General features: G+C 69.5%; 22 protein-coding genes. 17 read left to right on the top strand and 5 right to left on the bottom strand.

What is annotated here, in order from left to right:
* Positions 1-26: 26 nt before the first annotated feature.
* Positions 27-3,419, bottom strand: a complete 3,393-nt coding sequence (gene mobF, locus DVS28_RS10165) for a MobF family relaxase (protein WP_164710357.1) — start codon at positions 3,417-3,419, stop codon at positions 27-29.
* Between the two features lie 367 nt (positions 3,420-3,786).
* On the opposite strand from mobF, the gene DVS28_RS10170 reads away from it, so the two are divergent.
* The 17 genes from DVS28_RS10170 (at position 3,787) to DVS28_RS10250 (ending at position 18,355) form a co-directional block, all read left to right on the top strand.
* Complete coding sequence (locus DVS28_RS10170; RefSeq protein ID WP_164710358.1) at positions 3,787-4,674, top strand: helix-turn-helix domain-containing protein; 888 nt, start codon at positions 3,787-3,789, stop codon at positions 4,672-4,674.
* A 3-nt stretch (positions 4,675-4,677) separates the two neighbouring features.
* Positions 4,678-5,622 (top strand): nSTAND1 domain-containing NTPase, encoded by a 945-nt coding sequence (locus DVS28_RS10175; RefSeq protein WP_114591348.1) that lies wholly within the window; start codon positions 4,678-4,680, stop codon positions 5,620-5,622.
* A 222-nt stretch (positions 5,623-5,844) separates the two neighbouring features.
* A complete protein-coding gene (locus DVS28_RS10180; RefSeq protein ID WP_114591349.1) occupies positions 5,845-6,741 on the top strand; it encodes a bifunctional DNA primase/polymerase in 897 nt (298 codons plus the stop codon).
* The gene (locus DVS28_RS10185; protein ID WP_114591350.1) at positions 6,738-7,376 is read left to right on the top strand and encodes a DUF2637 domain-containing protein; all 639 of its coding nucleotides are present in this window, start codon (positions 6,738-6,740) and stop codon (positions 7,374-7,376) included. The genes DVS28_RS10180 and DVS28_RS10185 overlap by 4 nt, the downstream gene beginning before the upstream one ends.
* 108 nt (positions 7,377-7,484) lie before the next feature.
* Positions 7,485-8,363, top strand: coding sequence for a M48 family metallopeptidase (locus DVS28_RS10190; protein ID WP_114591351.1), 879 nt, complete (start codon positions 7,485-7,487; stop codon positions 8,361-8,363).
* On the top strand, positions 8,347-9,204 hold the full coding sequence (locus tag DVS28_RS10195; protein ID WP_114591352.1) for a hypothetical protein: 858 nt from the start codon (positions 8,347-8,349) through the stop codon (positions 9,202-9,204). Before DVS28_RS10190 ends, DVS28_RS10195 begins: the two co-directional genes overlap by 17 nt.
* The gene (locus DVS28_RS10200; RefSeq protein WP_114591353.1) at positions 9,201-10,085 is read left to right on the top strand and encodes a ParB N-terminal domain-containing protein; all 885 of its coding nucleotides are present in this window, start codon (positions 9,201-9,203) and stop codon (positions 10,083-10,085) included. The genes DVS28_RS10195 and DVS28_RS10200 overlap by 4 nt, the downstream gene beginning before the upstream one ends.
* A 40-nt stretch (positions 10,086-10,125) precedes the next feature.
* Complete coding sequence (locus DVS28_RS28315) at positions 10,126-10,794, top strand: VldE C-terminal domain-containing protein (protein ID WP_164710359.1); 669 nt, start codon at positions 10,126-10,128, stop codon at positions 10,792-10,794.
* A gap of 52 nt (positions 10,795-10,846) precedes the next feature.
* Complete coding sequence (locus tag DVS28_RS10210; RefSeq protein ID WP_216826534.1) at positions 10,847-11,140, top strand: DUF6112 family protein; 294 nt, start codon at positions 10,847-10,849, stop codon at positions 11,138-11,140.
* Entirely contained in the window at positions 11,137-11,439 is a 303-nt protein-coding gene (locus tag DVS28_RS10215; RefSeq protein WP_114591355.1) for a DUF6112 family protein, read from the top strand. The genes DVS28_RS10210 and DVS28_RS10215 overlap by 4 nt, the downstream gene beginning before the upstream one ends.
* Complete coding sequence (locus DVS28_RS10220) at positions 11,439-12,602, top strand: TrbL/VirB6 family protein (protein WP_114591356.1); 1,164 nt, start codon at positions 11,439-11,441, stop codon at positions 12,600-12,602. The genes DVS28_RS10215 and DVS28_RS10220 overlap by 1 nt, the downstream gene beginning before the upstream one ends.
* Entirely contained in the window at positions 12,599-14,050 is a 1,452-nt protein-coding gene (locus DVS28_RS10225) for an SCO6880 family protein (RefSeq protein ID WP_114591357.1), read from the top strand. Before DVS28_RS10220 ends, DVS28_RS10225 begins: the two co-directional genes overlap by 4 nt.
* Before the next feature lie 26 nt (positions 14,051-14,076).
* Entirely contained in the window at positions 14,077-15,459 is a 1,383-nt protein-coding gene (locus tag DVS28_RS10230; RefSeq protein ID WP_425461044.1) for an ATP-binding protein, read from the top strand.
* The gene (locus DVS28_RS10235) at positions 15,456-15,878 is read left to right on the top strand and encodes a hypothetical protein (protein ID WP_114591358.1); all 423 of its coding nucleotides are present in this window, start codon (positions 15,456-15,458) and stop codon (positions 15,876-15,878) included. Before DVS28_RS10230 ends, DVS28_RS10235 begins: the two co-directional genes overlap by 4 nt.
* Entirely contained in the window at positions 15,865-17,607 is a 1,743-nt protein-coding gene (locus DVS28_RS10240; protein ID WP_114591359.1) for a TraM recognition domain-containing protein, read from the top strand. Before DVS28_RS10235 ends, DVS28_RS10240 begins: the two co-directional genes overlap by 14 nt.
* Positions 17,607-18,149 (top strand): hypothetical protein, encoded by a 543-nt coding sequence (locus DVS28_RS10245; protein WP_114591360.1) that lies wholly within the window; start codon positions 17,607-17,609, stop codon positions 18,147-18,149. The genes DVS28_RS10240 and DVS28_RS10245 overlap by 1 nt, the downstream gene beginning before the upstream one ends.
* Positions 18,146-18,355 carry a helix-turn-helix domain-containing protein gene (locus tag DVS28_RS10250; RefSeq protein ID WP_164710360.1) on the top strand — a complete coding sequence of 70 codons (210 nt, stop codon included), beginning with the start codon at positions 18,146-18,148 and terminating at the stop codon, positions 18,353-18,355. Before DVS28_RS10245 ends, DVS28_RS10250 begins: the two co-directional genes overlap by 4 nt.
* Positions 18,356-18,532: 177 nt before the next feature.
* Here DVS28_RS10250 and DVS28_RS10255 read toward each other — a convergent pair whose 3' ends face one another.
* The 4 genes from DVS28_RS10255 to DVS28_RS10270 form a co-directional block, all read right to left on the bottom strand.
* Entirely contained in the window at positions 18,533-19,837 is a 1,305-nt protein-coding gene (locus DVS28_RS10255; protein ID WP_114591182.1) for an ISL3 family transposase, read from the bottom strand.
* 124 nt (positions 19,838-19,961) lie between these two features.
* Entirely contained in the window at positions 19,962-21,278 is a 1,317-nt protein-coding gene (locus tag DVS28_RS10260; protein ID WP_114591362.1) for an ISL3 family transposase, read from the bottom strand.
* A gap of 220 nt (positions 21,279-21,498) precedes the next feature.
* Positions 21,499-23,817: a DEAD/DEAH box helicase family protein gene (locus tag DVS28_RS10265; protein ID WP_114591363.1), complete on the bottom strand. Its 2,319-nt coding sequence runs from the start codon at positions 23,815-23,817 to the stop codon at positions 21,499-21,501.
* Positions 23,817-25,802, bottom strand: a complete 1,986-nt coding sequence (locus DVS28_RS10270) for a site-specific DNA-methyltransferase (RefSeq protein ID WP_114594113.1) — start codon at positions 25,800-25,802, stop codon at positions 23,817-23,819. Before DVS28_RS10270 ends, DVS28_RS10265 begins: the two co-directional genes overlap by 1 nt.
* Positions 25,803-25,906 lie beyond the last annotated feature (104 nt).

Genomic DNA, 25,906 nt, shown 5'->3' on the forward strand with positions numbered 1-25,906 from the left:
CGCGGCGGGATGGCAGCACGGTACGACTACATTCCGGGGCCGTCGTGTGCCCGGCTGGGTGCCCGCGAAGCCCGGTGGCCCGTCGTGGCGGGACGGTGCGCGAGTGTCCTGGCGCGGTGGAGGGCCGCGGCGGCGAGAGCATGGGCGGGGTGGGACGGTCTGGTGGTGCCGAGGGGCGTGTCGGCGTGGATGTCGTGGCGGTCGCGGTAGGCAGCGATGGTGACCAGTGCCCTGGTCCAGGCGCGACGACGGTCGCGGTCGGGCGGGGGCGGGCCGAGACTGACCACCCACGGCCGCCGGTCGGCGATGGCCGTACGGACCAGATCTCTGGCCCGCAGCAGGATCAGTTCCCGGCGGGTGTCCAGCGCGGCGGCCATGGTCGGGTCCATGGTGCCGGTGGCCTCGGGGAGGAACCCGGCGACGAGCTTGGGTGTGCCGTCCGGGCCGACCGATCGGAGGTGGGACAGGACCCGGTGCCGCAGGACCGCGGCCGGGTCCCGCGCACCACGCCACCCACCCCGGGTGAGAAGGTCGGGCAGGACCTGTTCGGGGGTGCAGCCGTGTGCGTCGGCCATCCGTAGCGCCGCGGCGAGCGGGCCGAACGCGGGTGACCGGATGACACGTTGGGCGAGGGGGTCGGGAAGGTTCGTTTCCAGCAGCTGTGTCCAGCGGTGGTGCTGTGCGGCGTTGGCGATGGTCTCGTACTCCGCGGCGAGGGTGGCGATGGACCCTGCGCGGTCCTGCGCTCGCCGGACCCGGGCGTGGGCGGACTCTTCGGCCCCGGTGCGGGCGAGGACCGCGGCGAGGACGTCGGTTGCGGTCCTCGGGTGTGCGGTGTGGGGTTCCGCGTCGGGGGTGTCGGTACAGACGTGGGCGGAGTTGGCGTGCCGGCCCCTGCTCATGGCGACGTAGAGCTGTTCGCGGGTGAGTGCGTCGGTGACGATGGTGTGGGCGGTGTCGACCGTCGAGCCCTGGGCGCGGTGGGTGGTGGTCGCGTAGCCGAGGTCGACGTGCTCGGCGACGTAACCGGCTGGGAGCGTGACCTGCGGGCCGCCGCCGGGCGCGGTCGCGGTGAGGCTGCCATCGGCGTGGGTGGCGGTCACCGTCCAGTGGTCGCCGTTGCGGATCCACCGTCGGCCGGCACGCAGCCGCCGGTCGTTGCGGCGGGTGACGATCCGGTCGCCGGCCGAGGCGCGTGTGCCGTCGCGAAGTGGCACCTCGCGGAGGGGGTTGACGTGGCCGGCGGAGATCAGGTCGGTACGCGCCCGGGCGTTGAGGTCGGTCACGAGCTGACGGGTCGGAGCGATGAGCAGGCTGTGCCGGCCGTCCCGCGTGTCGGCGTGCCAGGCCGTGTAGGCGGTGTCGACCATCGTCTCGGTCGGCCCGTCATGGACCCGACCGTTCGCCGCATAGGTGTTCAGACAGGCGCTGTCACCGCGACGCAGCTGCAGTGAGGCGTCGGCCTCCCAGGGGGTGGTGAACCGTCGGACCTCGGTGAGGGTCGGGTGGTCGGGCCGGTCGGTGGCGAGGAGGCTGAACGCGCCGCCGGCCTGGACGGCGGCGAGCTGGGCTGGGTCACCGACGAGCAGGACCTTGGCGTCGACGGTGGCGGCGTGTGTGGCGAGTGCATCGAGGGTGTGGGTGCCGGCGAGGGTGGCCTCGTCGATGATGACGAGCTGCCCGGGCGTCAGGGCAGCGCGGTCGTTGCGGTGGTCGTGGAGCCATTTGGCGGTGTTCTCGGTTGCGATGCTGAGTTCGTCGGCCAGCACCCGTGCGGCTGCCGCGGAGGGGGCGAGCCCGACCACGCTGCGGGGGCCGTGGCTGGCCTCCCACACCCTGCGGAGGGCGGCCAGCGTGGTGGTCTTGCCGGTGCCTGCCGGGCCGACGAGCAGGTCCACCCTCCGGCCGGACCGGGCGATCGAGACGACCGCGTCGGCCTGGTCGTTCCCGGGTGTGCGGCCGTCCCGGTCGGGGAGTTGCACGACCGTGGCTGCGACATGGTCGGGGGCGGCAGGTCCGGTGGGGTCGCGGGACAGCCGGAGCAGGCGGTCTTCCGCGGCGAGCAGCCCGGTGGAGGTATAGCGGACGGCGTGCCTGGGTCGAAACACGCTGGTGCCGTCGGCCCGCCGCAACGCCGCTGGCACCGGGGCGAGGTCGGGCGGCTCGATCGGGACCGACCCGGCCTCCGCACGCGCGACGACCTGGTCGACGGCGGCCTCGCGTGCCCGGGGACTGTCGAACCGGTGGCCGGCAAGACGGCGACTGGCCTCGGCGTGAAGGTTCCAGTGGTGCCAGGTCGATCGTCGCTCGCACGTCGACTCAAGCACCGCGGCGGCGATCTGCTCCACATCCGGGGTGCCGGAGGACAGCACGGGGGTTGCAGGGGGCCGCACGAGGCCGGCTGCCCACTGCGCGGGGTCGTCGTCGAGCATCCGTGCGGCCCGGTCGTGCCAGCTGGTGGTGAGGTCATGCAGGGAGCGGACCTGCTTGTCGGGGCGGGTGGCCAGCGTGGCTTGCTGGCGCAGCCGGATCACCACTCCCGCGGTGGGTTGCCGACCGTGCGTGGCGACGTAGTCGGCGATCAGCTGGTCCTTGGCCTGCTCGATCGCGGCGGTGCGTGAGGAGAAGCCGTCGAGCAGGGATTGCGGGACACCGGTGACCTCCAGCGCGGGGTTGCGGTCGGCACCACGCGCACGCAACCCCCATTGCACCCCGAGCGTCCGGGCGAGGCGGTCGGCGAGCAGACCGTTGTAGTGCTCCGACAGGGCCACCATCGCCGCGTGCACCGGGCGACCGTCAAGGGACCGCCATGCCCCGTCGGTGACAGTCCTGACCTTGTTGGACACCACGACGTGGGTGTGCAGCTGCGGGTCGCCGGTGCGGGAGTCCCAGTGGTCGAAGGCCACCGCCGCCACCCCGTGCACGTCGACCTGGGCCACGGCCCCGTCCGGACCGGTCGCTCCCATCCGGGTGGCTGCCACCTCCCGTTCGAAGAGGCCGAGCACGTCGTCGATGGCGCGGTGGTGGGCCTCCCATATCCGCCGTTGCACCGACGGTGGGGACAAGGCCCACAGGACCGACACCGACTTGGGGGCGGAGAACGTCAGGTCGTACCCCGCCACGGCGCGCCGGCCCGACCCTTGCGTGTAGGACGGGTACGCCCGGCCGAGCGCTGTCCCGCCGACTGGATCTCGGCCTTCCCCGAACAGCCTCGCCAGGTGTGCCTCCTCCACCCTCGTGCCGGCCCGGACACCGGCGTCGCCGAGCTGGGCTAGGCCTGCCCCCAACCAACGGCCCGGCGGGGTGCCCGCAGCGGTGAAGTAGTCCAGCGCGGGCCGGTGGCCGTCGCCCACCGCGACGGAATCCAGCAGGTATCGGTAGCCGCTGCCGGCCGACATGACCCGCATCGACACCGTCACCGGCGACCACCTCCCATGTTGGGGAGGTGTCCCGCCGGCCCCAGCCGGGCCTTGTCTGCAAGACGTGTGTGAAGGGGGTCCGGGGTTGCTGGCGGCGTGTCGCCGGTCGTCGTCCGGGCGGGAAGGTGCATGGCCCGTGCTGGCGACTGCGTCGGTGGTGTGAGCGAGGGGAGTTCCGTCGCCGACCGGGTGAGGTGGTCGATGCAGGTCAGGCTTGAGCGGTGGTCCGTGCCGGGAACCGCTGTCGCAGTGGGCCTGGTCGACCATGGACGGCCGACGTCCGGGAGCTTGCGGCAGTGAAGCCCCACAGGTCGAGTGCTGCTTGCGTGTTAGCATGTCTAACTGCATTTGGTGATAATCTGCAAGGGTGCTGTCTGATCGTCCGCTGAGCTCCGCGACAGGCGACCGTGCCCGGTTCGTCGATCGGGAGGAGGAGGTCACCCGCTGGCGGCACCAGCTGGACCTCGGCGCCAACCTGCTGGTGAGCGGGACACGCGGTGCTGGCAAGACCTCCACGGTCAACCAGCTCCTCGCCGGTACGCGGGTCCATCGCGTTGGGCTGGTCGAGGACCTGACAGGCCTCGCTCGTGACCTCGGGGCGTTCGAGCGCCTGGGCACACCCCTGGAGGCCGCGCTTGCCGACCAGCTCTCCCAGCTCGACGTGACCGTCATCTGGCTGGACGACCCGCCCGCCGGTCCACTGGCGTCGCAGTTCGCCGCGCTCCGCGACGTCTGGTGGGCCGCCTCGATCCCGTGGGTGGTGACCGTGGAGACCGGTGACCACGCCGAATGGCTCCGCCGCCCCGCCGACGCGTTCTTCGAACACGTCCAGCTCGGCCCGCTGTCCGACGGCGACGCCGCGGAGCTGCTGCGACGACGTGCCGCGGACCTCCCCGACCCGTTCGACCGCCTCCTACGCGAGCTGGCCGAGGACCTCGTGGCCGTCACCGACCGGCTGCCGGGCACACTGGTCCGCACCGCCCGGGCGGCCCTGGCCTCTGCCGACCCGCGCTCGTGGATCGAACAGGCCAGCCAGCAGGACCAGGCCGCCGAGCAGCTGTCGGGCACCCACCAGCAGGTCCTCGGGTGGCTTCGCGCCCACGGTCCCACCAGCGCATCGGACCCGGAGGTCCTCCAGGCCCTCGGGGTCACCCGAGGCCGGGTCTCCCAGCTCATGGCCGACCTGGCCGAGGAGGGCCTCGTCACCTCTGCCCGCGAGGGCCGCCACGTCCTGTACCGACCCACGGAAGGCTGAGGCGTGAACCTGCACGACCTCCAACAGCACGACGTGCTGGACCCCGCGCCCAACGACCAGACCGCGGCGCGGCTCTACGTCCCCCGCCAGGACCTCCACGGCAATACCAGTGGCTTGGAGGACGCCGTCGTCCGCGACCTGCGCCAGGAGGACCGGGTCGCACTCATCGGACCACCCGGGTCAGGCAAGTCCAGCCTCACCGCCTGGATCGCCGCCCACAACGCCGACATCGGAGCCGTGCGCATTCCCGTGGCGACCACCGGCATCGACGTCAACGATCCCGCCGCTGTCCTCAACGACTGCATCGCGATGCTGGGCCGCAACCTGGCTGTCGCCCCACCGGTATCTCTGGCCAAGGTCAAGGCGACCGGCCAGGTCGGCTTTCCGTGGGCCAAGGTGGGGGCGGAGGCCGAATGGGCGGCCGTGGTCCGTGAACACCGGCCGGGCCCCGACGCGGAAGCCGCGCTGGAGGTGCTGCAGCAGGTGGTCGACGGCCTCCACGACGGCGACCAGCAACTCCTGCTGGTCTTTGATGACACCGACAAGTGGGACGCGGCCCGACGCCACCAACCGGATGCGATTCGCGCGTTCTTCCATGGCGTGATCGACGGGTGGCTCACCCGTCTGGATGGCGCCTTGATCGCAAGCGTCCACCACGACTACCTCGATGAGCACCCTCACATCCTCGACACGTTCAACGCCCAGCACCGCCTCGACCCGCTCACCGGCACGGCACTGGTCGACCTGATCCGGACGCGCTTCGCCCTCGCGGAGGTCGCAATCGAGGACCTCGTGACCGATGACGCGCTGCAGCGCCTTGCCGACGTGTACCGCGACCGTGGCCACTCGATCCGGGCGGTCCTGCAGGTGCTGCGCAGCGCCGTGGACCGCGCCATCGACGCCCGACGGCACGTCGTGGCCATCCCCCACGTCACCGCGGCGTTGTAGACCGAGCCACTCCCGCGGCGACGAGACTTCCACCCCGGACCTGACGACCCGCCCACGGCTTCAGGCCCGCCACCGGCCCTGGCCCCCGGGTCTCGGGTGTCGGGCTTCTCCGTGTGCCGGCCGTCGGTGCCGCCCCTCACGCAATCGCTACGGGGCGGCACGGCGGGGGTTGCCAAGCACACCTGCACTGCAGGACGTCATGGGTGGTGCAGGGGGAGTGGCATGGAGCTCGCGGAACGGACAGGGACCGACGGCCGTCGGGTTGTGGACGCCCTGACGCAGGCCAGCCGTTGCGGACCGGCCGAGGCGGCGCTGGCCCTGGCTGCAGCAGGCCTGCAGGTCCTGCCGATCGTCCCTGGCTCCAAGCGACCCCTCACTCCCAACGGGCTGGCCGACGCCTCCCGCGCCCCCGACCAGCTCGCCGGCTGGTGGCGACGCTGGCCCGACGCAAACGTCGCGATCGCCACGGGCGGATCAGGGGTGGACGTCCTCGACGTCGACCGGCGCCAGTCCGGTAACGGCTTTGACGTCCTGCCGCGACTGCTCCGCGCCGGGCACGGCCGGGCACTCCTCGTGGCCGTCGCTACTCCCAACGACGGACTGCACCTGTACTACCCGGCGGTGCCGGACCGGCCACAACGTCCATGGGCCCTGACGCGACACCACGTCGACTTCCGTGGCACCGGCGGCTACGTCCTCGTCCCACCCTCCACGGTCAAGACCGCCAGCGGGGTGCACCCCTACCGCGTCGTGGCCACCGGCCGAGCGGCCGCCCCACTCGATGCATCGGATGTCCGCCACCTCCTCGATCCCCGCCCCCGCCCGAGACCAACGACCACCGGACCCCGCCGATCGGGACCATCATCGGCCCGCGGGATCGCGACATGGCTGTCCACGCGCAGCGAAGGCACCCGCAACAACGCCCTGTTCTGGGCAGCCTGCCGCTACGTCGAAATGGGACTCGGCCCCGACGTTGCCAAGGAGCTGCTCGGCAACGCCGCCGCACAGGCGGGCCTGCCCGGCCGCGAGGTCACCGCGACGATCCGCTCCGCCTACCGACACACCACCCCGACACCCACGCGCCGCCAGCCGCCGCTCGACCGAGGAATCGGCCGATGACGGGACGCGACGAACGCGGCCAGGCGTCGGTCCCGCGGTGGGTCGCTGGCACCGCAGTCGCGGGCACCGTCCTGATCGCCCTCGGCGCCTTCTGGCTGTCCTTCACCGCACTGGCAGACCTCGCGACCCGTGCCGGCATCCCGGGCAACCAGGCATGGGTCTGGCCGCTGATCGTGGACGGCATCATCCTCGTCGCCACCCTGTCGGTCATGGCCCTCGCCCCGCAGGGCCGGCGGGCCACCTGGTACCCCTGGACGCTCCTTGTGGTGGGTGCCGGCCTGTCGGTCACCGGCAACGCCATCCATGCCGTCGTCGCCAGCGACGCCAGCCTGGCCAGCTGGATGGCCGCAACCATCTCCGCCGTCCCCCCGCTGGTCCTCCTGGCCATCACCCACCTCACCGTCGTGCTGACCACCCAGGTGGCCGCGCCACCACTCCGAGCCGACGAACAGTCCCACCTGACCTCCGACGAGGACACCCCAGCGGCCGGGGCGGATCCCGGACGGTCCCGCGACGACCGGATGGCCGAGGCGCAGGCGCGGCGGGCCGACGGATGGTCCAACCGTCGCATCGCTCGCCACCTCCGCGTCCACCCCTCCACCGTCGGCCGCTGGTTCCGCGAGGACAGCCCATGAGCCGCCGGACGCCGCCGGCCTGTCGCAGGTGTCGACCGCCGTGTGGTCCGTGGCGATCGCCCCGCCAGGTTTTGACACAACGGGCGGGGTCGTCCCGTCCAACCGGACATGAACGCCCTCGACACCCAGGCCACGCCCACCCCACCCGTCCCGGGGGCCGGTCCCCGGCCTCCCGCCAGACCGAACGCCTCGACCCTCCGCCACCGCGCGGAGGTCCCCGTCCTCGTCCTGTGCTCCGCCCTCACCATCGGCGGCGCCGGCGTGGCCGTCGTCGCCCTCCTCGGACGTACCGATGTCCCCGAACCGGCGACGATCGCGCTTGTCGGACTCGCCATCCCGCTCGTGGCCGCCGCCGTGGCGATCCGCGTCATGTTCTGGTCCCTGCTGGCCAGGGGAGTGGAGACCAGCCCCACGCAACTCCCCGAACTGCACGGGATGCTCGTCACCCTCACCGACCGGATGGGCCTGCGCCGGCGTCCCCGCCTGATGGTCGTCAACGGCCACGGCCTGGTCAACGCCATGGCGGCCAAGTGCACCCTCCGCCGCGGGTATGTGGTGCTGTCCAGCGACTTGGTCGACATCGCCTACGAGGTTGGCGACTGGGATGTCGTCAGGTTCGCGCTGGCCCACGAGCTCGGCCACATCGCGGCCGGTCACACGGCGCTGTGGCGGCTGGCCATCCGCCCCCTCCCCAAGCTGATCGGACTGGACCGTTGGCTGGTCCGCACGCAGGAGTACACCGCCGACCGGTGGGCCGCCGCGATCTGCGATGGCCCGCCACGCAGCTTCCTTGCGCTGTTGGTCGGCAAGCGGGTGCACCGCCACGTCGACGTGACCGCCCACCTCGCGACGGTCGAGGAGGCCCAGCACGCTGGCTGGCTGCGGGTCGTCAACGCGCTTGCCGGGCACCCGGTCGGGCACCGGCGATTCCACGCCCTGGTCGAACTGGACCGGAAGGGGTGGGGCGCCCATGGCCGCATGTGCTGACCGCGACGAGGACCACCCGCCCGCACCACTCGCCGACCACGACTTCACGACGGGGGAGGGCCTTCGTGCACTGCTTGACCGGCTGCACAGCACCGGGGCCGGTGCCTGGCAGGGCGACGCCGACGTGGATGCACTGATGGAATTCACCATCGACCGATACGCGCCGCTGACCGCCAGGTACGGCGCCGACCCGGGCGACGCGGCCGTGGCGGCGTTCGAGGCGATGCGCAACTCGTCGACGCGGGGGGCACGCGATCCCTGGGCGGTGGTGACGACGGCCGTGCGGTGCACCCTGGCGGCGGAGCACCGCGCCAACGGGCTGCTGGTGTCCACCGCACGTGCGCGCCGTGCCGGCTACGACGAGGGCCACGACGTCCGCCGCATGGGCGAGGACCTGCACCGGTTGCCCGATCACCACCCGGCACTGGTGGTCCCTGGCCCACACGACACCGACGCCGCGGAGCGGGCGAACGACGTCAGCCGGGCGCTGGCCGACAGCATCCTGCTGCTCATCGCTCTGGGATGGCCACCCCGGATGGCCGGTGACGGCGTGGAGTTCGTCTGCAGCCGCCTCGCCGACATCGGCAACCGACCCGCGACGTATGAGTGCCTGCGCCGCGACAAGGCCATCCGGGCTCGGCTGGACCTGCCACACGACAGCTGGATCGGACTGCTCCGCGTCCTGCTCGGCCACCCCTCCAGCACCGGGATGCTCCGCCACGGGCTCCTCGCGCGTCTGCTGGCCGGCGACGGTGCCCACGACGCCCTGGCCGACGAGGGTCTCGTTGGCCTTATCACCCGGTCCGTCCCTCGCCCCTCCACGGGGGAGGGATCGTCGTGACCGGGCGGGACAACCTGGTGGAGATGGACCGGGCGGTCGCCTCCATCCACGTCGGGCACCGCCAGCGCCGGGACCTCGGGGACCTCGACGCGCTGGCTGAGTCCATCGCCACCGTCGGCCTGCTGCAACCCATTACCATCACTCCGGGCGGCCTGCTGGTCTGCGGGGCACGGCGGCTGGCAGCCGTCACGCTGTTGGGCTGGCGGACCGTGAACGTCTGGGTGCGGGCGGGCATGTCGACGCCGCTGCAGCAGCTGCTCGCCGAGCAGCACGAGAACACCATGCGCCAACCCCTGGCCCCCACCGAGGCCGCCGACCTGTACCGGGAGCTCAAGGCCCTCCTCGCCGAGGACGCCGCCCGACGGCAGGTCCGGACCCGGGTCGGCACCCAGGGCGATACCGGTGCCGCCGAATCGGCGGCCACCCTCACCGGGACGGGAGACAGCCGGGCGCGGGCCGCCCAACTGGTGACGGGTCGCCGCTCCTACACCCGCCTCGAGCAGGTGGGCCGGCTGCAGCAACTGGCGCAGGAGGTCGACGACGAGGAGGTCCGACGGCTCGCCGCCGACGCGCTCCGCGAGGTCGACCAGACCGGGAAGGTCAACGGCGCGTACCGGCGCGTCATGCGACTCGTCGCCCCGTCCGCCGTCGGCGAGGCGGACGCGTCGACAGTGCCCAGCAGGCGACCGCAACCGCAGGTGCGACGCTTCCTGCTGGGCCTGGAGGACCTGACCGCGTGGGTGGGGGCCCACGACCCGATGCTTGTCGGACCGGCCCTGGGTGAGGAACAGTGGCACTCGCTCACTCACCTCGCCGAGGCGACGACGTCGTTCGTCGACGCAGCAGAGGCGGCGCGACGGGCCGCGACCGACGCCGCCTGACCGGTCAGAACTGTTGGGACCGGCTGGACGCACCTCGTTGATGATGCGCCGCTCCCTCTCCGACCGACACCCTCACCCTTCCACGTGGGCACTCGGGATCGCGGCCGCGATCGCCGCCCTGGTTGCTCTGCTCGCCCCTCTGGGACTGGCCACCCTCGTCGCCGGCCCTGCAGCGCAGGGAATCTGCGGGCCGGCCGACGCAGCGACGTCGCCACCCACCTCACCGGAGCCCGATCCCACCGCGTCCCCGAGCCCCGACCTCGCCCCGGCGGGTACGTCCTGTGCGCTGCCCGTGCAGGGCGATGTCGTCGCCGACCCGACCGGCACCGGTGGGTTCGTCACCCCGGCCACCGCCGTACTGGTCACGGCCGGCCGGACGGCTTTCCCCGACAGTCACTGGACCTGCTGGTCGCCGCGACCGGGCACCGACTCCGACCACCCCCGCGGTCGGGCGTGCGACGTGACGTTCGGCAACGCCATCGGGCAGGTGCCCACAACCGCCCAGCGCGAGGAGGGATGGCGGCTCGCACGCTGGCTCCGCGACCACGCCCACCAGCTCGACGTCCAGTACGTCATCTGGCAGGCACTGATCTGGAACACCGACCGGGACGAGGACGGCTGGCGGCCCTACAACGGCGGCGGTATCCACGACCCGACGTCGCCCACCGGCGGCCACCTCGACCACGTCCACGTGAGCCTCAGCCGCTGACGGCAGGGCAGGAGTGCATACCTGCGGGATGACCCCGACCCACGGAGGGCACATGGCCACCCCACCCCCCGCGCTGGCGACCAGCGTCGCCCCGGACCTGTCCATCATCCACCACGCCGGCAGCCTGCCCGACGTCATCGGCGCACTGCTCGGCATCGTGCTGCTCCTCGCTGTCGCCGTGCTCGTCGGATCCGCAGCCGCCCTGGCAATGGCTACCGCCACCGGCGACGTGCGCATTGCCGGCCGGGCCCGCGCCGGGCTGTGGAGCGCTGCCGCCGCCGCGACCCTGGCCGGCTGCGGCGTCGGCTGGCTCAACACCTTGCTCGACACTGGAGGGTCGCTGTGACCGGCCGGGGACTGGTGGTGCTGGCACAGGTGTCGATCACCCCCAACAACACGGGCCTGCCGGGGATCGCCGCGCTGCGCAGCATCGTCGGAGCCGTCATGAGCTTCGGACTTGTCCTGTCCGTCCTCGCCCTGCTCGTGTCCGCGGTCGTCTGGGGCTTCGGGGCCCAATCGGCCAACCCGCACCTCGCCGGACGGGGCAAGGTCGGTGTGCTGGCCGCCTGCGGCTCGGCGGCCATCTGCGGGGCCGCGGTCACGCTGGTCAACTTCTTCTGGACCGTCGGGCAGGGCGTGTCCTGATGGCGCCATGCGACCTGCCGGTCCTCTCCGCAGCCTGCGAGGTCGCCGGCGGTGCCGCCGGTGCCCTGGTCGCCGCCCCCTTCGAGTGGCTGGCCGTGAGCATGGGCCAGGCCGCCGGATGGATGGTCGAGTCGGTCTGGGAGGTCATCGACGCCACGACGATCGTGAACCTGTCCAGCCCTGCCTACGTCGAGGTCTACAACACCGTCTTCGGCGTCGCGGTGTTCCTGATGCTCCTGCTGTTCACCCTGCAGTTGCTCCGCGGCCTGGTCCGCCGCGAACCCCGCGCGTTCGCCCAGGCCGTCACCGGGCTGGCCAAGTCCGTGGTCGGGTCCTTCGTCGCCATCGCCCTGACCACGCTGCTGCTGGAGGCGACCGACCAGCTGTCCCGCGCCCTGGTCACCGCGGCCGGCACCACCATGGAACAGCTCGGCGGCCGCATCGCCACGCTCGTGACCCGCCTGTCGGTCCTGTCGCTGTCGTCACCGGGCCCCGGCGCCGTCGTCACCATGGCGCTGGCCGGGCTGGCCATCCTCGGCGCCCTGATGGTGTGGGGCTCGATGCTAGTCCGCACCTCCTTGCTGCTGGTCACCGTCGCGCTGGCCCCCATCGCGCTGGCCGGCTGGTCCTGGCAGCCCACACGGGCCTGGGCGGCACGGTGGGCCTCATTTGTGGTGGCGCTGGTCGTCTCCAAGTTCGTGGTCGTCCTCATCTTCCTCATCGGCACGGTCGCGGTGACCCCCACCGCTGACGGCGAGTCGGGGACAATTGCCGATCCGCTGGCCGGTATCGTGCTGCTGTTCCTCGCCGCGTTCGCTCCGGCCATGACTCACCGGTTCATCGCCTTCGCCGGTTTCGACGTCCACCAGCTCGTGGCATCCGAACGCGAGACCAGCACCGCGGTCCGTCGGGCGGTCCCGGCGGCACCGATCATGCGGGCCGGAGTCGCAAAGGTCATGCGGCCAGCCGCTGCCGGACCAGCCGCACCGGCCGCGGCCGCTGTGGCGGCTGCCCCGGCCCTCGTGTCGACGACCGCCTCCCGGACGATGGCCACAAGCGGGGCGGGCCAACACGGCGGGTCTCCAGGTGCCCCGGGACGAGCCGCCGGGCACACCGCCTCACCGTCCGGCCACGCGCCATCCAGCGAGATGGGTCGCCCATGACCACCGACCCCCAGGACGGCCAGCCCGACGCGGTGACGTTCTCACGGCTGGCCAGACGCGGGATGCTGCTCGGCCTGTCGGCCGGACAGGTGGCGACCCTTGGGGCCGGCCTCGTCGTCCTCGTGGGCGGCCTCGTCACCGGCGACGCGGCGGGGGCGACATGGACCGCACCGCTGTGGGGCGGGGCGATCCTGCTCGCCCTCCTCCGACGTGACGGCCGGCCACTCGCCGAATGGCTCCCTCGCTGGATGGCCTGGACGTGGCGTCGGGCCAGCGGCCGGACGACCCACACGACTTCGGTCCTCCGACCCCGACCCACCGGGCGGCTGCATCTGCCGGGTGACCCCTCGCCGCTCGACACCATGGTCGACCCCGACAGCGGCGCCGTGCTGGTCCATGACCCGGCCAGCCACTTGCTGGTCGCTGTCGCCCGGGTCAGCCACCGGGCGTTCGTGCTGCAGGATCCCGCCGACCAGCAGCGCCGTGTCCATGGCTGGGGACGGGTCCTGGCCGGCGCAGCTCGGTCCACCGGCATTGCCCGCATCCAGGTCCTCGAACAAACCCTCCCAGACCACGGTGAGGGCCTCGCTGACTGGTGGGCCCGCCATGGCATCGACGATGGGTCCTGGGTCGCGGGGACCTACCGGGAACTCCTCGCCGCGGCCGGCCCGACCGGCGAGCGGCACCTCACCACCATCTCCCTGGCCCTGGACCTGCGGCAGGCCGCCAGCCAGGTCCGTGCCGCCGGTGGGGGACTGGCCGGCGCCGCGCGGGTCCTTCACCGCGACATGACCGCCTTGGGTCGGGCACTCGCCACCGCTGACCTTGCCCCCGTCCAGTGGCTCGGCTCCGAGGACCTCACGGGGCTGGTCCGCACTGCCTACGACCCGCACCTGGCCGGTGGCATCGACCATGCCGGCAACGGCCGGCTGGCAGACGCCGGCCCCATGGCCATGGTCGAGGACTGGGACACCCTACGGGCCGACTCCGCCTGGCACGCCGTCCTGTGGATCAGCGAGTGGCCACGCACCGCAGTCCACCCGGGGTTCCTCGCCCCACTGGTCCTCTCCGGCGGCGTCCGCCGGGCCTTCTCACTGGTCTGCCAGCCCGTGCCGACCGACCGGGCGACCCGGGAGGTCCGACGGCGCAAGACCGAGCACCTCGCCGACACCGCCCAACGGACCCGCCTCGGCCAGGTCACCGACGTCCGCGACACCGCGGAGTACCACGACGTCCTCCAGCAGGAAGCCGACCTTGCCGCCGGACACGCGCTGGTCCGCTACACCGGCCTGCTCGCCGTCTCCGCCCCCACCCGCGACACCCTCGACGCCGCCGTCGCCGACATCGAGCAGGCCGCCATCCAGGCGTCGTGTGAGACCCGCCGACTCGTCGGCCAGCAGGCTCGCGCGTTCGCCGCCGCCGCCCTGCCCCTGTGCCGCCACGTCTGACGCGCCGTCATCTCCGAGGAGTTGCCATGCACCGCACCACCTACCCGCGAGACCTCGCTGGACACCTTGACGGGCCGCCCCGTCGACGCCCACCGCGGCTGCCCCGCACGCAGACGCGTCCGGCCGCCCCTGCTCGGGGCCGACCGACCTCGGGCCTTTCCGGTCGCATCGGCCGGGTGCCATCTCACCGTGACACCACCGCCACCCTCGCCGGTGCCTACCCGTTCCTCGCCGAGGGCGGCCTCGGCCCCGACGGTGTCCTCGTCGGCCAGGACGTCCACTCCGGCGGCGGATTCGTCTACGACCCTTGGGTGCTGTACCGCCGGGGCATCATCACCGCCCCCAACGTCGTGCTCGCCGGCATCGTCGGGGCCGGCAAGTCCGCCCTCGCCAAGTCGCTGTACACCCGCTCGATGGCCTTCGGCGTCCGTGTCTACGTCCCCGGCGATCCCAAGGGAGAGCACACCCCGGTCGCCCGGGCCGTCGGCGGGAGGGCCATCACCCTGGGCCCCGGCCTGCCTGCCCGCCTCAATCCCCTCGATGACGGCCACCGGCCCACCGGCACCACCGACATCGAGTGGGCCGCCACCGTGACCGCCCGCCGCAGGGACCTCCTCGGCGCCCTCGCCGAAACCGTCCTCGCCCGTCCCCTCACCCCACTTGAGCACACTGCCGTCGATCACGCCCTGGCTGCGGCTGTCCACCACGCCGGCACCCCGACGCTGCCCCACGTCGTCGACCGGATCCTCGCCCCCGACACCGACGACCAGCGGCTGGCCGAGGACGGCCGCCTCGTCGGCCACGCCCTGCGCCGACTGGTCGCCGGCGACTTACAGGGTCTCTTCGATGGCCCCTCCACCGAGGCATTCGACCCGACCCTGCCCATGCTGTCGCTGGACCTCTCCCGGGTGCAGGGAAACGCCACCCTCCTGTCGGTCCTCATGACCTGCGGCAGCGCCTGGATGGAATCCGCCCTGGCCGACCCCGACGGCGGCCGCCGCTGGGTCATCTACGACGAGGCATGGCGGCTGATGTCCCACCCGCCGCTGCTGCGACGCATGGACGCGCAGTGGCGGCTCGCCCGGCACCTCGGCATCGCCAACATGCTGGTGTTCCACAAGCTCACCGACCTCGACACCGTCGGTGACCACGGCAGCGCCATGCGGGCACTGGCCACATCCCTGCTGGCCAACACCGAGACCCGCATCATCTACCGGCAGCACCACGACCAGCTCGGCCCCACCGCCTCCGCACTCGGGCTCACCCGCACCGAACAGGACCTCCTCCCCAAGCTGGCCACAGGTCAGGGATTGTGGCGCATCGCCGACCGGTCCTACCTCGTCCAGCACCAACTCCACCCCGCCGAAGCCGACCTGTTCGACACCACCACCCGGATGCACGCGACGTGACTGCCGCAGACGCCATGCGACGGGTCGACGTCCACCCCCGCCCCGACGGCTCGGAACTCGCTGACGTCACCATCGACGGCCGACAGACCCCCCGGCCCGTCCCACTCGGCGGGCTGGGCCTGTTCCTGTCCACGCTGAGCGACCGGGGACGCCAGCCCGTTGACGTCTCGATCCACGAGCTGACCGGGACCGTCCACACCGACGTCATCTGGCCCCGCGACCAGCCGCCCCCTCCCTCTGCGGGACCGTTCGAGCCCCACGAGACCGTCCACCTCGCCAGCATCCTCCGGAGCGGCCCGGCCAGCCCCACCGGCATGCCGCCGCTGCTCAAACCCCCACGACGCGGCGGCGGCAGACGCCTGGTCCTGCTCGGCGAGCAGTCCGGCCACACCTGTCCCGCGCCGCATGCCCGTGGGTGACCGCAGCGCCGACGTCGCCCTTGCCGGAATCGCCGGGGTCGTCCTCGCTAGCCACGTACTGCACATCTCAGCATGGATCGCGGCTCGCGTCACGGGCCTCCCGGGCCCGACCACGAGTCCAGCCCAGGGTTTGGGGGTCCTGCTGCGCCCAACCGACCCAGGAGAAGTGGTCGGCATCGACGGTCTCCACCCCGCCCTGTACTGGGCCACCGCCGCCCTCCTGCTCGCAGCCCTTGCCGCCGCCACCCTTGGGGTGCGCCGCGCCGTGACTGACCATCGCAGGGCGGTGTGGCGCCGACCGGGCACCGCCACCCGCGCAGACGTCCGCCGGGCGGCGTCCGCCAGGGCCCTCCGACGACGCGCCCGCACGCTCCGCCCGTCGCTTGCCGACCCAGAGGCGGCTGACGTCGGCTACCTGCTCGGTCACGCCCACGGTCAAGGGGTGTGGGCGACTGTGGAGGACTCCATCCTCCTGCTCGGCCCCCCACGATCCGGCAAGGGCCTGCACGTCGTCATCAACGCCATCCTCGACGCCCCCGGCCCGGTCGTGGCCACCAGCACGCGTCCCGACAACCTCCACGCCACCCTCGCCGCCTGCCGGGCCCGCGGTCCCGTCGCAGTGTTCGACCCGCAACGAATGATGCCCGACCTGGCCGCGGGGCTCCGGTGGTCCCCAGTCCGGGGCTGCACCGACCCCCAGACCGCCATGGTCCGCGCTGCCGGACTCGCCGCCGGCACGGGCCTCACCGGTGGAGGAGTCGACAACGGCAGCTTCTGGGAGGGAAAGACTCGCACCGTCCTGCAGGCACTCCTGCACGCCGCCGCCCTCGACGACCAACCACCCACCACACTGCACCGCTGGACCCAGAGCCCCACTGCCGCCGCCGACGCCGTCAGGATCCTTCAGAGCGATCCCGAGGCGGCCGACGGGTGGGCGGAATCACTGCAGGCCGTCGTCGACGCCGACCCCCGAACTCGCGACGCCGTCTGGCACGGCGTCGCGCTGTCACTGTCCGCCCTCGCCAACCCCACCGTCCTGGACGCCGTCACCCCCGACCCGGGCGACGCCTTCGACCCCGAGGAGTTCCTCCGCAGCCACGGCACTCTCCACCTCCTCGCCACCGGCAGCGGCGCCACCGCGTCGGCAAGCCTGATTGCTGCGTTCGTCGAGGACGTCGTGGAGACCGCCCGACGCCAGGCCGCACGATCACCCGGGTCGCGCCTCGACCCGCCCCTGTTGCTCGCACTCGATGAGATTGGCAACCTCGCACCACTGCCGTCGCTGCCGACCTTGATGGCCGACGGCGGCGGGACCGGCATCACGACCATGCCCGTCCTGCAGTCCCTCGCCCAAGCGCGCGCTCGCTGGGGCGAGCACGCCGCCACCGCCATCTGGGATGCCAGCATCGTGAAGGTGATCCTGGGCGGCGCCTCCAATAGCCGCGACCTCACCGACCTCGCCACGCTCATCGGCGACCGCGACGAACCCCACCAGACCCGCAGCCACGACCACCACGGCCGTCGCAGCACCCAGACCACCACACGGCGGCTGCCGACCATGCCCGTCGATGCCATACGCACGATGCCGTTCGGCACCGGCCTGGTCCTGCTCCGCACCGCACCACCCATCATCGCCCACCTCAGGCCCTGGACCGCCCGACGAGACCTGCCCCACCCGGGAGAGGCGGGGGAGCGGCCGCACACCTTCCCTGTGACGAGGAGGACCTGATGCCAGCCGAGAACGACATCGACGACCTGGACGCCTTCGCCGACCTGTGGGACGACGACGAGCAGCAGGTGCGGCCCGTCAACTGGGACGCCCTCGATGCCGACGAGCTCCATGACGCCTGGATGCAGCTGGACCGCTGGGTCACCTGGCTCCGCAGCACCTACGGACTTCCAGCCACCGTCGTCCCGCCGCTGTGGCACCGCCACCCCGAACTGCAGTGGGAGCTGTCCGCCCTCCACATCCACTGGCAGAGCGCCTACGACCCAGGCGGGCACGGCAGCGCCCCCCACGGTTGGCACCGCGACCTCGTCGACGCCATCGCCCGGCTCCGCGACTGGACCGCCGCGTCCGGGTCCCGCCTGGACCGTGACCGACCGACGCGCCAGACCCCATGGCCCGGGGAACCCCCGCCCCCGGTTCGGCCCGACCTGCCCATCCATGACAGGGCAGCCGATTTCGCCGACCACCTCGCCGCGCAAGTGAACGCACGCCGTGCGCTGTCCGACACTGCATTCGCCACCGACACCCAGGAGTTGTCGTGAGCACCACCGAGACCACAAACACTCTCGACACGCTCCTGTCGATCCGCGAGGTCGCCGACCGCCTCAGCATCAGCACCGCCACGGTCCACCGGCTCATCCAGGTGCGCGACCTCGACCACCTACGCCTCGGCCGACGCACCATCCGAATCCCGGAGTCAGCGCTCCACGACTACCTCACCCGCTGCACTGTCCGACGCCTCCGTTGATGGAGTTCTATCGGGTGCCCCAAGCGCTTGATTTAGTCGGATGAAGGTAGCGAATCGGGGGGCGGGCGAGCAGAGGCTGCAGGGTGCCTGCCGCTATGTAGCGGCGGGGGCAGCGCAGCCGCACAGGCGCCTGTTGCTCAGGCGTTCGTGTGTCACGGGAGCTTTAGTGGGTCTTCCTCACGAAGCGTGGCGAGGGCCTCGCAGTCTCGCGGCAGGTTGATCCTGCCATGCGGGCTTGCCGCAGAACAGCAGGAGCCGGAGGCGGTAGTTGGCGAGGTTGCGAAAGCCGTGGCCGACGCGCTTGATGCGCTTGATGAGCGCGTTGATGGCCTCGGTCTTGCCGTTGGAGAGGCCGTCGCATCGCCAGTAGGCGAGCAGTTGATGGTGCCAGTGGCGCAGGGTGCGGGCGAGTCGTCGGATCTCGGGGATCTCCACGAACTGGCAGGCCTCGTGGAACTCCTCGAGTCGGTCTGCGGCCTCGTCGTGAGCATCGGCGCGGTACACCCTGCGGAGCAGCTCCTTGACGTGGTGGGCGTACCAGACCTCGCAGTCGGGGTCGCCCGCGACCAGCGCGGCTTCCAGCCGCGCCTTGCCCTTGTCGGTGAGCCGTTCTGTACCGACGAGCAGGGTGCGCCGGATGCCGTACAGCGGATCGCCCTTGTGGCCGCGGTGGCCCATCTCGTCTTGTTGGACACGACGGCGGACCTCGTCGACCACGGTGTTGGCCAGCTTGATCACGTGGAAGGCGTCGACGACGGCGGTGGGCGCGTCCAGCCCTTCCAGCAACGCGTTGAGGTAGCCGCGGTGCGGATCCAGGGCGACCCGCCTGACCGCCGAGAGCCAGCCGTCACCACGCTGCTGCAGCCAGCCGGCCACCGACGTGCCGGCACGGCCGTCGACCACGTCCAGCAGCCGGCCGGTGTCGAGGTCGACCAGCCCGGTCACGAACGTCGTCCGCCGCCTGGGCCCGGCCGCTTGGAAGCTGGTCTCATCCACCCCCAACGAGGCCACCCCAGCGGTGCGTGCCGGGTCCTCGGTCAGCGGCAGGCCGTGGTCGCGGACCGCGGCCATCGCGGTGTTCCAGCCGGTGCCGAACTCGCGGGCCAGCTGGGCAACCGGCCGGCCATGACGGCCCACTTGGACACACACGTGGGCGCGGGCCCGCTCGGTCAGCACCGCCCGCGGCAGGGCCGCGTCATCGCGTCGCTCGGTCCACGTCCGCTTCGGGCACAACTGTTCCTCGCAACGCCACAGCCGCTTGGACCACGCCAACCGGCACGGCCGACCGCCCATCGCTACGTCACGCACCACGGTGGCGCGGCGGCCGTGCGCACGCGCGACCACCCCGCACTCCGGGCAGCCGGTGGTCACCGCCATTGTCTCAACGGCGAGCTCGACCTCGCCGTCCACCTCCCTGGCTTCGAGCAGCACGAAGCCTTCCAAGCCGAGCACAACAGTGCCCAGCGCCGTATCGTCGGCCATCCCTGGGGTCCTTCTGATCGCAGTCTTCGAACAACCGCGATCCAAGCGGGACCCCAGGGACCTACACGTCAGGCTCGACGACCCCCGCCGCCACGCTCAGGGAGGAAGAGCCGCTTTAGTGGCCCTACGCGATCAAGCGTGGTGAGCGTCGTCTGATGTGCGCGGTGGGGTGATCCTGCCAGTTCACGCCGCCGCAGAACAGCAGCAGGCGGATCCTGTAGTTGTCGATGTTCCGGAAGCCGTGGCCGATCCGCTTGATCCGTTTCACCAGACCGTTGATCGCCTCGGTCCTGCCGTTGGACAGCCCGTCGGTTTCGAAGTAGGTCAGCACCTCGGTCCGCCAACGCCGGATCGTCTTGCCGAGCCTGCGGATCTCGGGGATCGCCACGGCGGCGACGTCGTCGAAGAACGCCTCCAGACGCTCGGTGGCCTGGCCCAGCCCATCGGCCCGATAGACCGAGCGGAGTTGTTCCTTGATCATGTGGGCGTACCAGACCTCGGCGTCGGGATCACCAGCCGCCAGGCCCGCGGCGATCCGGGCCTGGCCCTTGTCGTTGAGCCGTTCGGCACCGGTGAGCAGGATCCGGCGGATCCCGTAGAGCGGGTCGCCGGCGTGGCCGCGGTGGCCGGTCTGTTCCTGCTGGACGCGGCGGCGGACCTCGTCCACGACGGTGTTGGCCAACTTGATCACATGAAAGGCGTCGACGACGACGGTGGGTGCGTCCAGGCCCCCGACCAGGGCATTGAAGTAGCCGCGGTGGGGGTCCAGCGCTACCCGCTCCACCGCCGACAGCCACGGCTCGTCCCGGCCCTCGAGCCAGTCGGTGACTGCCGATCCGGCCCTGCCCGGGACGATGTCCAGCAGCCTGGACCGGTTGAGGTCGACCAAGCCGGTCACGAACGTCGTTCGTCGCTTGCGCAGGTAGGACGCCTTGAGGAACGACGTCTCGTCGACCCCCAACGACGACACCCCGGCGGTGCGGGCCGGATCATCGATCATCGGGACGCCGTGGTCGGTCACGGCGTGCATCGCCGACTGCCAGCCCACCCCGTACTCGCCGGCCAGCTGGGCGACCGGTCGGCCGAGCTTGCCGACCTGCCGGCACACCTCCGTCCTGGCCCGCTCCGTCATCCCATGCCGGGGCCGGGCGACGTCGTCGCGCCGCTCGGTCCACGTCGCGGTGGGACACAACGGCTCGCGGCAGCGCCAGATCCGCTTGGACCACACCAGCCGGCACGGCCTGCCGCCGATCGCCAGATCCCGGACCTGCACGGTCCGCCGGTCACGCGCGGTCGCGACCACCCCACAGTCCGGACAGCCGGGCCGACGGCCCACGGTCTCCACCGCCAGGCACACCTCGCCGTCCACCAGCGTCGCTTCGCGCAGCGCGAAGCCCTCCAAACCGAGCACAACAGTGCCCAGCGTCGTATCGTCACCCATCCTGAGGTCTCCGAGGTTCGCAGTCTTAGACAACCGCGATCATCGCGAGACCTCAGGGCCTCACGGCCCAGGCGTCCCCGACCTCGTTTCCACGCTCGATCGTGAAGGGCCGCTTTAGTGCGGGATCGGAAGGAACCGCTTGCAGATGACGGAGCCGCTCCATCCAGCAGCAGATCATCAAACACGACGTTCGTGTCCAACCCCACCGTAGGCTCGCTCCTCAGGAGGTCAGCGCCTGAGCGACGGCAACTGCCATCGAGTCGACATGCGCAGCCTGGATGTTGCCGTCCGCCTGCAACCCCCAGACCGTATAACCCTCCTTGCCAACCTTCTCGACCTTTGGATTCCACCGCCCCTCGGATATCAGGCATACGTGAATGCTTGGAACGCCCGGGGGTGAAGTGATGGACATCAGTTTGCGGCCCGACTTCTCCTTCATAAGGTGATCTCCTGTCGTGTCAATGGCGAAGACGTCCCCGTTCTTCCAAACAAGGAAGTCGGGATAGAAGTTGCGACTACTGCCCAAGCTTGGAAGGGGGATTGGGTAGCCGGTGCGACTCGGATTGCGTGCCCAAAGGACGCCGGCGCTCTCTAGCTCGGCTGCACACGCCCTCTCGAAGCTGTTGAGGCCGCTGTACCCGCCATGCAGAGAGTTCGGGTAGGGCATCTTGTCATCAACGATGTTGACGGCTTCACCGACCCGGAACGGATTATGTTTCGCAACCTTCAGACGCACGGCGTCCATATAGGACCGGACGCAAGCATCAGCGAGTGCTTCGACGCTTTTGTGAGCAGTACTGCCGAGCTGGACCAACGCGTCAAACTTTGGATCGTCGCTCGGTGTCACCTCCAGCACACGCGGATACTGCCGCATCACCCGAAGTTGAAACAGCCATCGCGCGGAGACCGTGCTGTTACTATCTCGCTTGACCCACTCAAATGTGCTCGCCGCGTCTCCGCCGACACGCTGTTGAACTAGCACCATTGACCCATCGGCCCGGGTGTTCACAGTGTCTTGACGGAAGTCGACGAAGTTGTCCACCGCCGTCTGAATCAGCTCAAGGACGTTTGACGTATCCAAGAATAGCTGAGGAATCGTCATGTCTCGCGACGGTGGAACCGTCTCCCGGTCACGAGCCTTGCGACTCTCGTACGACGAAACCTGTACTGATGGAGCGTCCTTGGTCAGCTTTCCGCGAACCTCTTCAAAGACCTTCTTGAACACTTGTTCGTTGTCAACACGAACGAATACCCTTGCCTCATTCAACCTCGAATTTGGCTGTGTGATCGCGTTTGGTTGACGTAGGAGACGCCCGATGACCTGTTCAACCTTGACTGGCGAGCCCATACTGCGGTCGATGTAGGCAAAATATACTTCCGGATCGTCCCATCCTTCTTGTAAGGCCTGGTTGAAGATGACATGGCGGTATCCGCCCTTGACAAACTGTTCGTAATCGCTGTCGCCTCCTGCGTAGAGCACAAACTCGGGAGGGGCAGGATAGAGCTTGTCGAATTTTAAGTTGGCGTAGACGGCAATCTCGTCTGGCGTGATTCCCTTTTGCTCGACTAGGTACCGCCAGATCAGAATGGGAGGCGCCTCGCGCTGATGAAACGGTCGCTTAGGGTCGTCCTTGCGGCTGTGGTCGGCCTCCACAACGTTGGTGCGGGAGACGTAGACTGCCTTGGGCGCAATCTGAGGCTTAGCCGAAGCTCCTGCAACAGACGCCGCGTCGAATGCCTGTAGCAAGTCGTCAATGGCGGACTCCATTGGAGCTGCATAGCCTCCGAGAACGAGGTCTGTCTTGATGAGCCCACTTGCAGCAACGTCGCTGGCGGCGATGCTCGCAATGAGTTGATCACCCTCCCAGCCAGCAGTGTCGAGCGATTTCAGAATCTCGTTCAGGCCGCTCGGAGGCTTCTTCAGGGTGGCGCTCGCAACAATGAAGGCATCCGCCTCCAACTCTAAGAGGAGTTGCATTTGTTGGTCTGAGAGATTGTGGCCTTCATCATAGACGACGATAAGGGGGCGGCGGACCTGCTGCGAATTCAACCGCTGTTTTAGAGCCTCCCAAACCGACGACTCAGCGGTGTCCATGTCTGACCGATAGATCAGACGGTCACCCTTCTCCTTATCTTTCTGATTGAAAGTGCCGACCGTCGCGAAGTATATTAGCCCGCGTGTGGCCGCCTCTACATCGGAACTCTTGTATTGTGACAAGAGGCGGACATCGAAGTCTTGGATGAGATGGTGATATTTTCCGGAAGGGCTCAGATTCTTGTACGTCTGCTCAACAACGACCTTGCCTCGAGACAGCCACATGACGACAGGCTTGACGGGCAACCCAGCCTCAATCTGCGCAATCGTCTCGGCGAGTATGGCCGTCTTTCCGCTTGCCGTGATTGACGAGAGCGCCTGGTAGAAGGGAAGGGGCCTCGGATCCTTCTGAGTTCCAACTACGGGACGATCGGCCATGAAACGCGCGTACCTCGACGCGATCTCCGCGGCCGCTTGACTCTGAAACGGAAACAGAGTGATCATTATTCATCACCCTCATCTGCGACATTATAGGCATCGGTGGTGACGCTCAGCCCAAAGTCGAGAAGGATACGGTTCGGAATCTGGTAGAACACCACATCACTTGACTGATGTAGATTGAATCTCGCATAGACGTGATAGCGAGGGGCAAGACCTTCCTTCTTTGCCTCATCTACAACCGCGTCATAGACCTCCTCATCGAACACGGGGCTCGCGTCTGCTCCGTCCCACACAAGGAAGACTCCTTCGTTGTAGGCGTTTCGTGCGACAAGGTACGTGTCTGGCTGGGATGGAATGCGCACGAGTGCGCCCCCTTGCCCTGCTCCGCTGTCTCGGTCGAAGTAGGACGCGATGACGGCGTCAGTCATATCCTCGCGCTCCATGCTGAGGAGAGCCTGGGCGTCCACACGCTTGCGAAGGTGCAGGAAGGACCAACCTCCACCCAACGGCTTCTGCTGCCCGGCCGCCCAGTCACCTGTGGCTGCGCGGCGAAGTCGGTCCGCTAGTAGCCCCCTGGCGTAGCTGTCACCACGGTCGGGTCGGCCCTGCTCCACCAGAATGAAGCGGCGGGACGCACCGCTTTCAGCGTTGAGGTGCAGGACGGCATGCCCGGTAGTCCCCGATCCGGCGAAAGGGTCAAACACAAGTCCGTCAGGCGGGCACCATATCTGAAGCAGCTTATAAAACAACTTCAGTGGCTTCACGGTCTTGAATCCGTGATCGTCGCCGACAAGAGCGGTTAACTCATCTGCACCTGTCTGACTGTGGCCAGACTCAGGATGAGCCCATGACGTCGAACCGAGCGCAAGGGGTACGTCGTAGTCATCGTCTGCCCAGTACGTCGTCGGAACGACTCCCTGCTTCACTTCATGGAGGTAGCGCTTCCACTGCGGACGGCCGGTACGCCGTTTGCCAAACCAGATCCGTGGCCACGGCTTGGTGTCTGCAACTATGTTCGCCTTCTGCTTCGCTTCATCAAGAGGTTCGGCGAGCATGAACGCCTTGACGTTCGGCACTTCATCCTCGCCCACGCCGATGATGTCTGCCCGCCTCTGGGCGTCGTCGAGTTCTCGGCGTTCATACTTGACACCCCACCCCTCCAGATAGCCTTGCATATCCTTTGGGGTGACACGCCACACTGTGCCTGCCTTCGGGTAGTGCAACTCTCCTGTGAAGGGACTCTGGATGGCGTACACCATCGTCATGTTCTCGCGGGGCTTGCCAGCTTGGGCATCACTGGCCTTCCAGGGATGTGGGTCGCCGTCTGGACTTTTATAGCGGTCGTCCATCTCCTCAGTGCGCGGGAGGAGGTTCGTCTTTGCAAACTCCTCGTTCTTCGCATATATCAACACGTACTCGGTAGCGGTCGATACGTGGCTGTTATCGGCGCGGGGTGAATAGGACTTTTGCCAGTTTAGGATCGCGAGTCGGTTGACGGCCCCGAACACCTCATCCAGCATTTGACCAAGGTGGAACAGCTCGCGATGGTCGATGCAGATGGCCAGCACCCCATCCTCCTTGAGCATTTCATGCATTAGACGAATGCGCGGGAGCATAAAGCGCATCCACTTCGTATGGCGTGCTGGGTCATCGTCCGGGACAAACTCGCCGATGCCTGCGTCGTTTGGATCGTCTTCCCAACGGTCGTTGTAACGGAAGTCACGACCTGTGTTGTATGGCGGGTCAGTAAGTATCATATTGACCTTGCCACGCTCACGGTAGAGCGTCGCCATCGCCTGCAGGTTCTCGCCCTCGATGACGGTGTTTCTCGCTTGATCCTCCTCGTCGCCATGCGAGTACTTCGCGACTGACTTGGAGACCCGAGGCTGCACTTTGCGAGCTAGTTGACGTGCGGTGTTCTTGCCAGCGAAAGAGATGCTGATGCCTTCTTCGATCTCCTGATAGATGTAGGCCAACAGTTCTTCGCGGCTGAGCTGCTCCAGCTCGTCTCGCTGAAGGCGGCCCCAGAATGAGGTCTTGGAGGTCATCGGCTGCTTTCCACATCGTCGTGTGCCTAGGGAGGACGGCCAGCCTAGGCCGTCGGCGCATACGAAGGGTCTCAGCAGGGTGTGACAGACATGGCGGAACCGGA

This window comes from Euzebya pacifica (assembly GCF_003344865.1).
GTDB classification, from domain to species: domain Bacteria; phylum Actinomycetota; class Nitriliruptoria; order Euzebyales; family Euzebyaceae; genus Euzebya; species Euzebya pacifica.

Bases quoted from the DNA above. Each gene is read 5' to 3' on its own strand.
- DVS28_RS10180 (WP_114591349.1), top strand. From the start codon at position 5,845: ATGGAGCTCGCGGAACGGACAGGGACCGACGGCCGTCGGGTTGTGGAC.
- DVS28_RS10185 (WP_114591350.1), top strand. From the start codon at position 6,738: ATGACGGGACGCGACGAACGCGGCCAGGCGTCGGTCCCGCGGTGGGTC.
- DVS28_RS10190 (WP_114591351.1), top strand. From the start codon at position 7,485: ATGAACGCCCTCGACACCCAGGCCACGCCCACCCCACCCGTCCCGGGG.
- DVS28_RS10195 (WP_114591352.1), top strand. From the start codon at position 8,347: ATGGCCGCATGTGCTGACCGCGACGAGGACCACCCGCCCGCACCACTC.
- DVS28_RS28315 (WP_164710359.1), top strand. From the start codon at position 10,126: ATGATGCGCCGCTCCCTCTCCGACCGACACCCTCACCCTTCCACGTGG.
- DVS28_RS10210 (WP_216826534.1), top strand. From the start codon at position 10,847: ATGGCCACCCCACCCCCCGCGCTGGCGACCAGCGTCGCCCCGGACCTG.
- DVS28_RS10220 (WP_114591356.1), top strand. From the start codon at position 11,439: ATGGCGCCATGCGACCTGCCGGTCCTCTCCGCAGCCTGCGAGGTCGCC.
- DVS28_RS10225 (WP_114591357.1), top strand. From the start codon at position 12,599: ATGACCACCGACCCCCAGGACGGCCAGCCCGACGCGGTGACGTTCTCA.
- DVS28_RS10230 (WP_425461044.1), top strand. From the start codon at position 14,077: ATGCACCGCACCACCTACCCGCGAGACCTCGCTGGACACCTTGACGGG.
- DVS28_RS10240 (WP_114591359.1), top strand. From the start codon at position 15,865: ATGCCCGTGGGTGACCGCAGCGCCGACGTCGCCCTTGCCGGAATCGCC.
- DVS28_RS10245 (WP_114591360.1), top strand. From the start codon at position 17,607: ATGCCAGCCGAGAACGACATCGACGACCTGGACGCCTTCGCCGACCTG.
- DVS28_RS10255 (WP_114591182.1), bottom strand. From the start codon at position 19,837: ATGGCCGACGATACGGCGCTGGGCACTGTTGTGCTCGGCTTGGAAGGC.
- DVS28_RS10260 (WP_114591362.1), bottom strand. From the start codon at position 21,278: ATGGGTGACGATACGACGCTGGGCACTGTTGTGCTCGGTTTGGAGGGC.
- DVS28_RS10265 (WP_114591363.1), bottom strand. From the start codon at position 23,817: ATGATCACTCTGTTTCCGTTTCAGAGTCAAGCGGCCGCGGAGATCGCG.
- DVS28_RS10270 (WP_114594113.1), bottom strand. From the start codon at position 25,802: ATGACCTCCAAGACCTCATTCTGGGGCCGCCTTCAGCGAGACGAGCTG.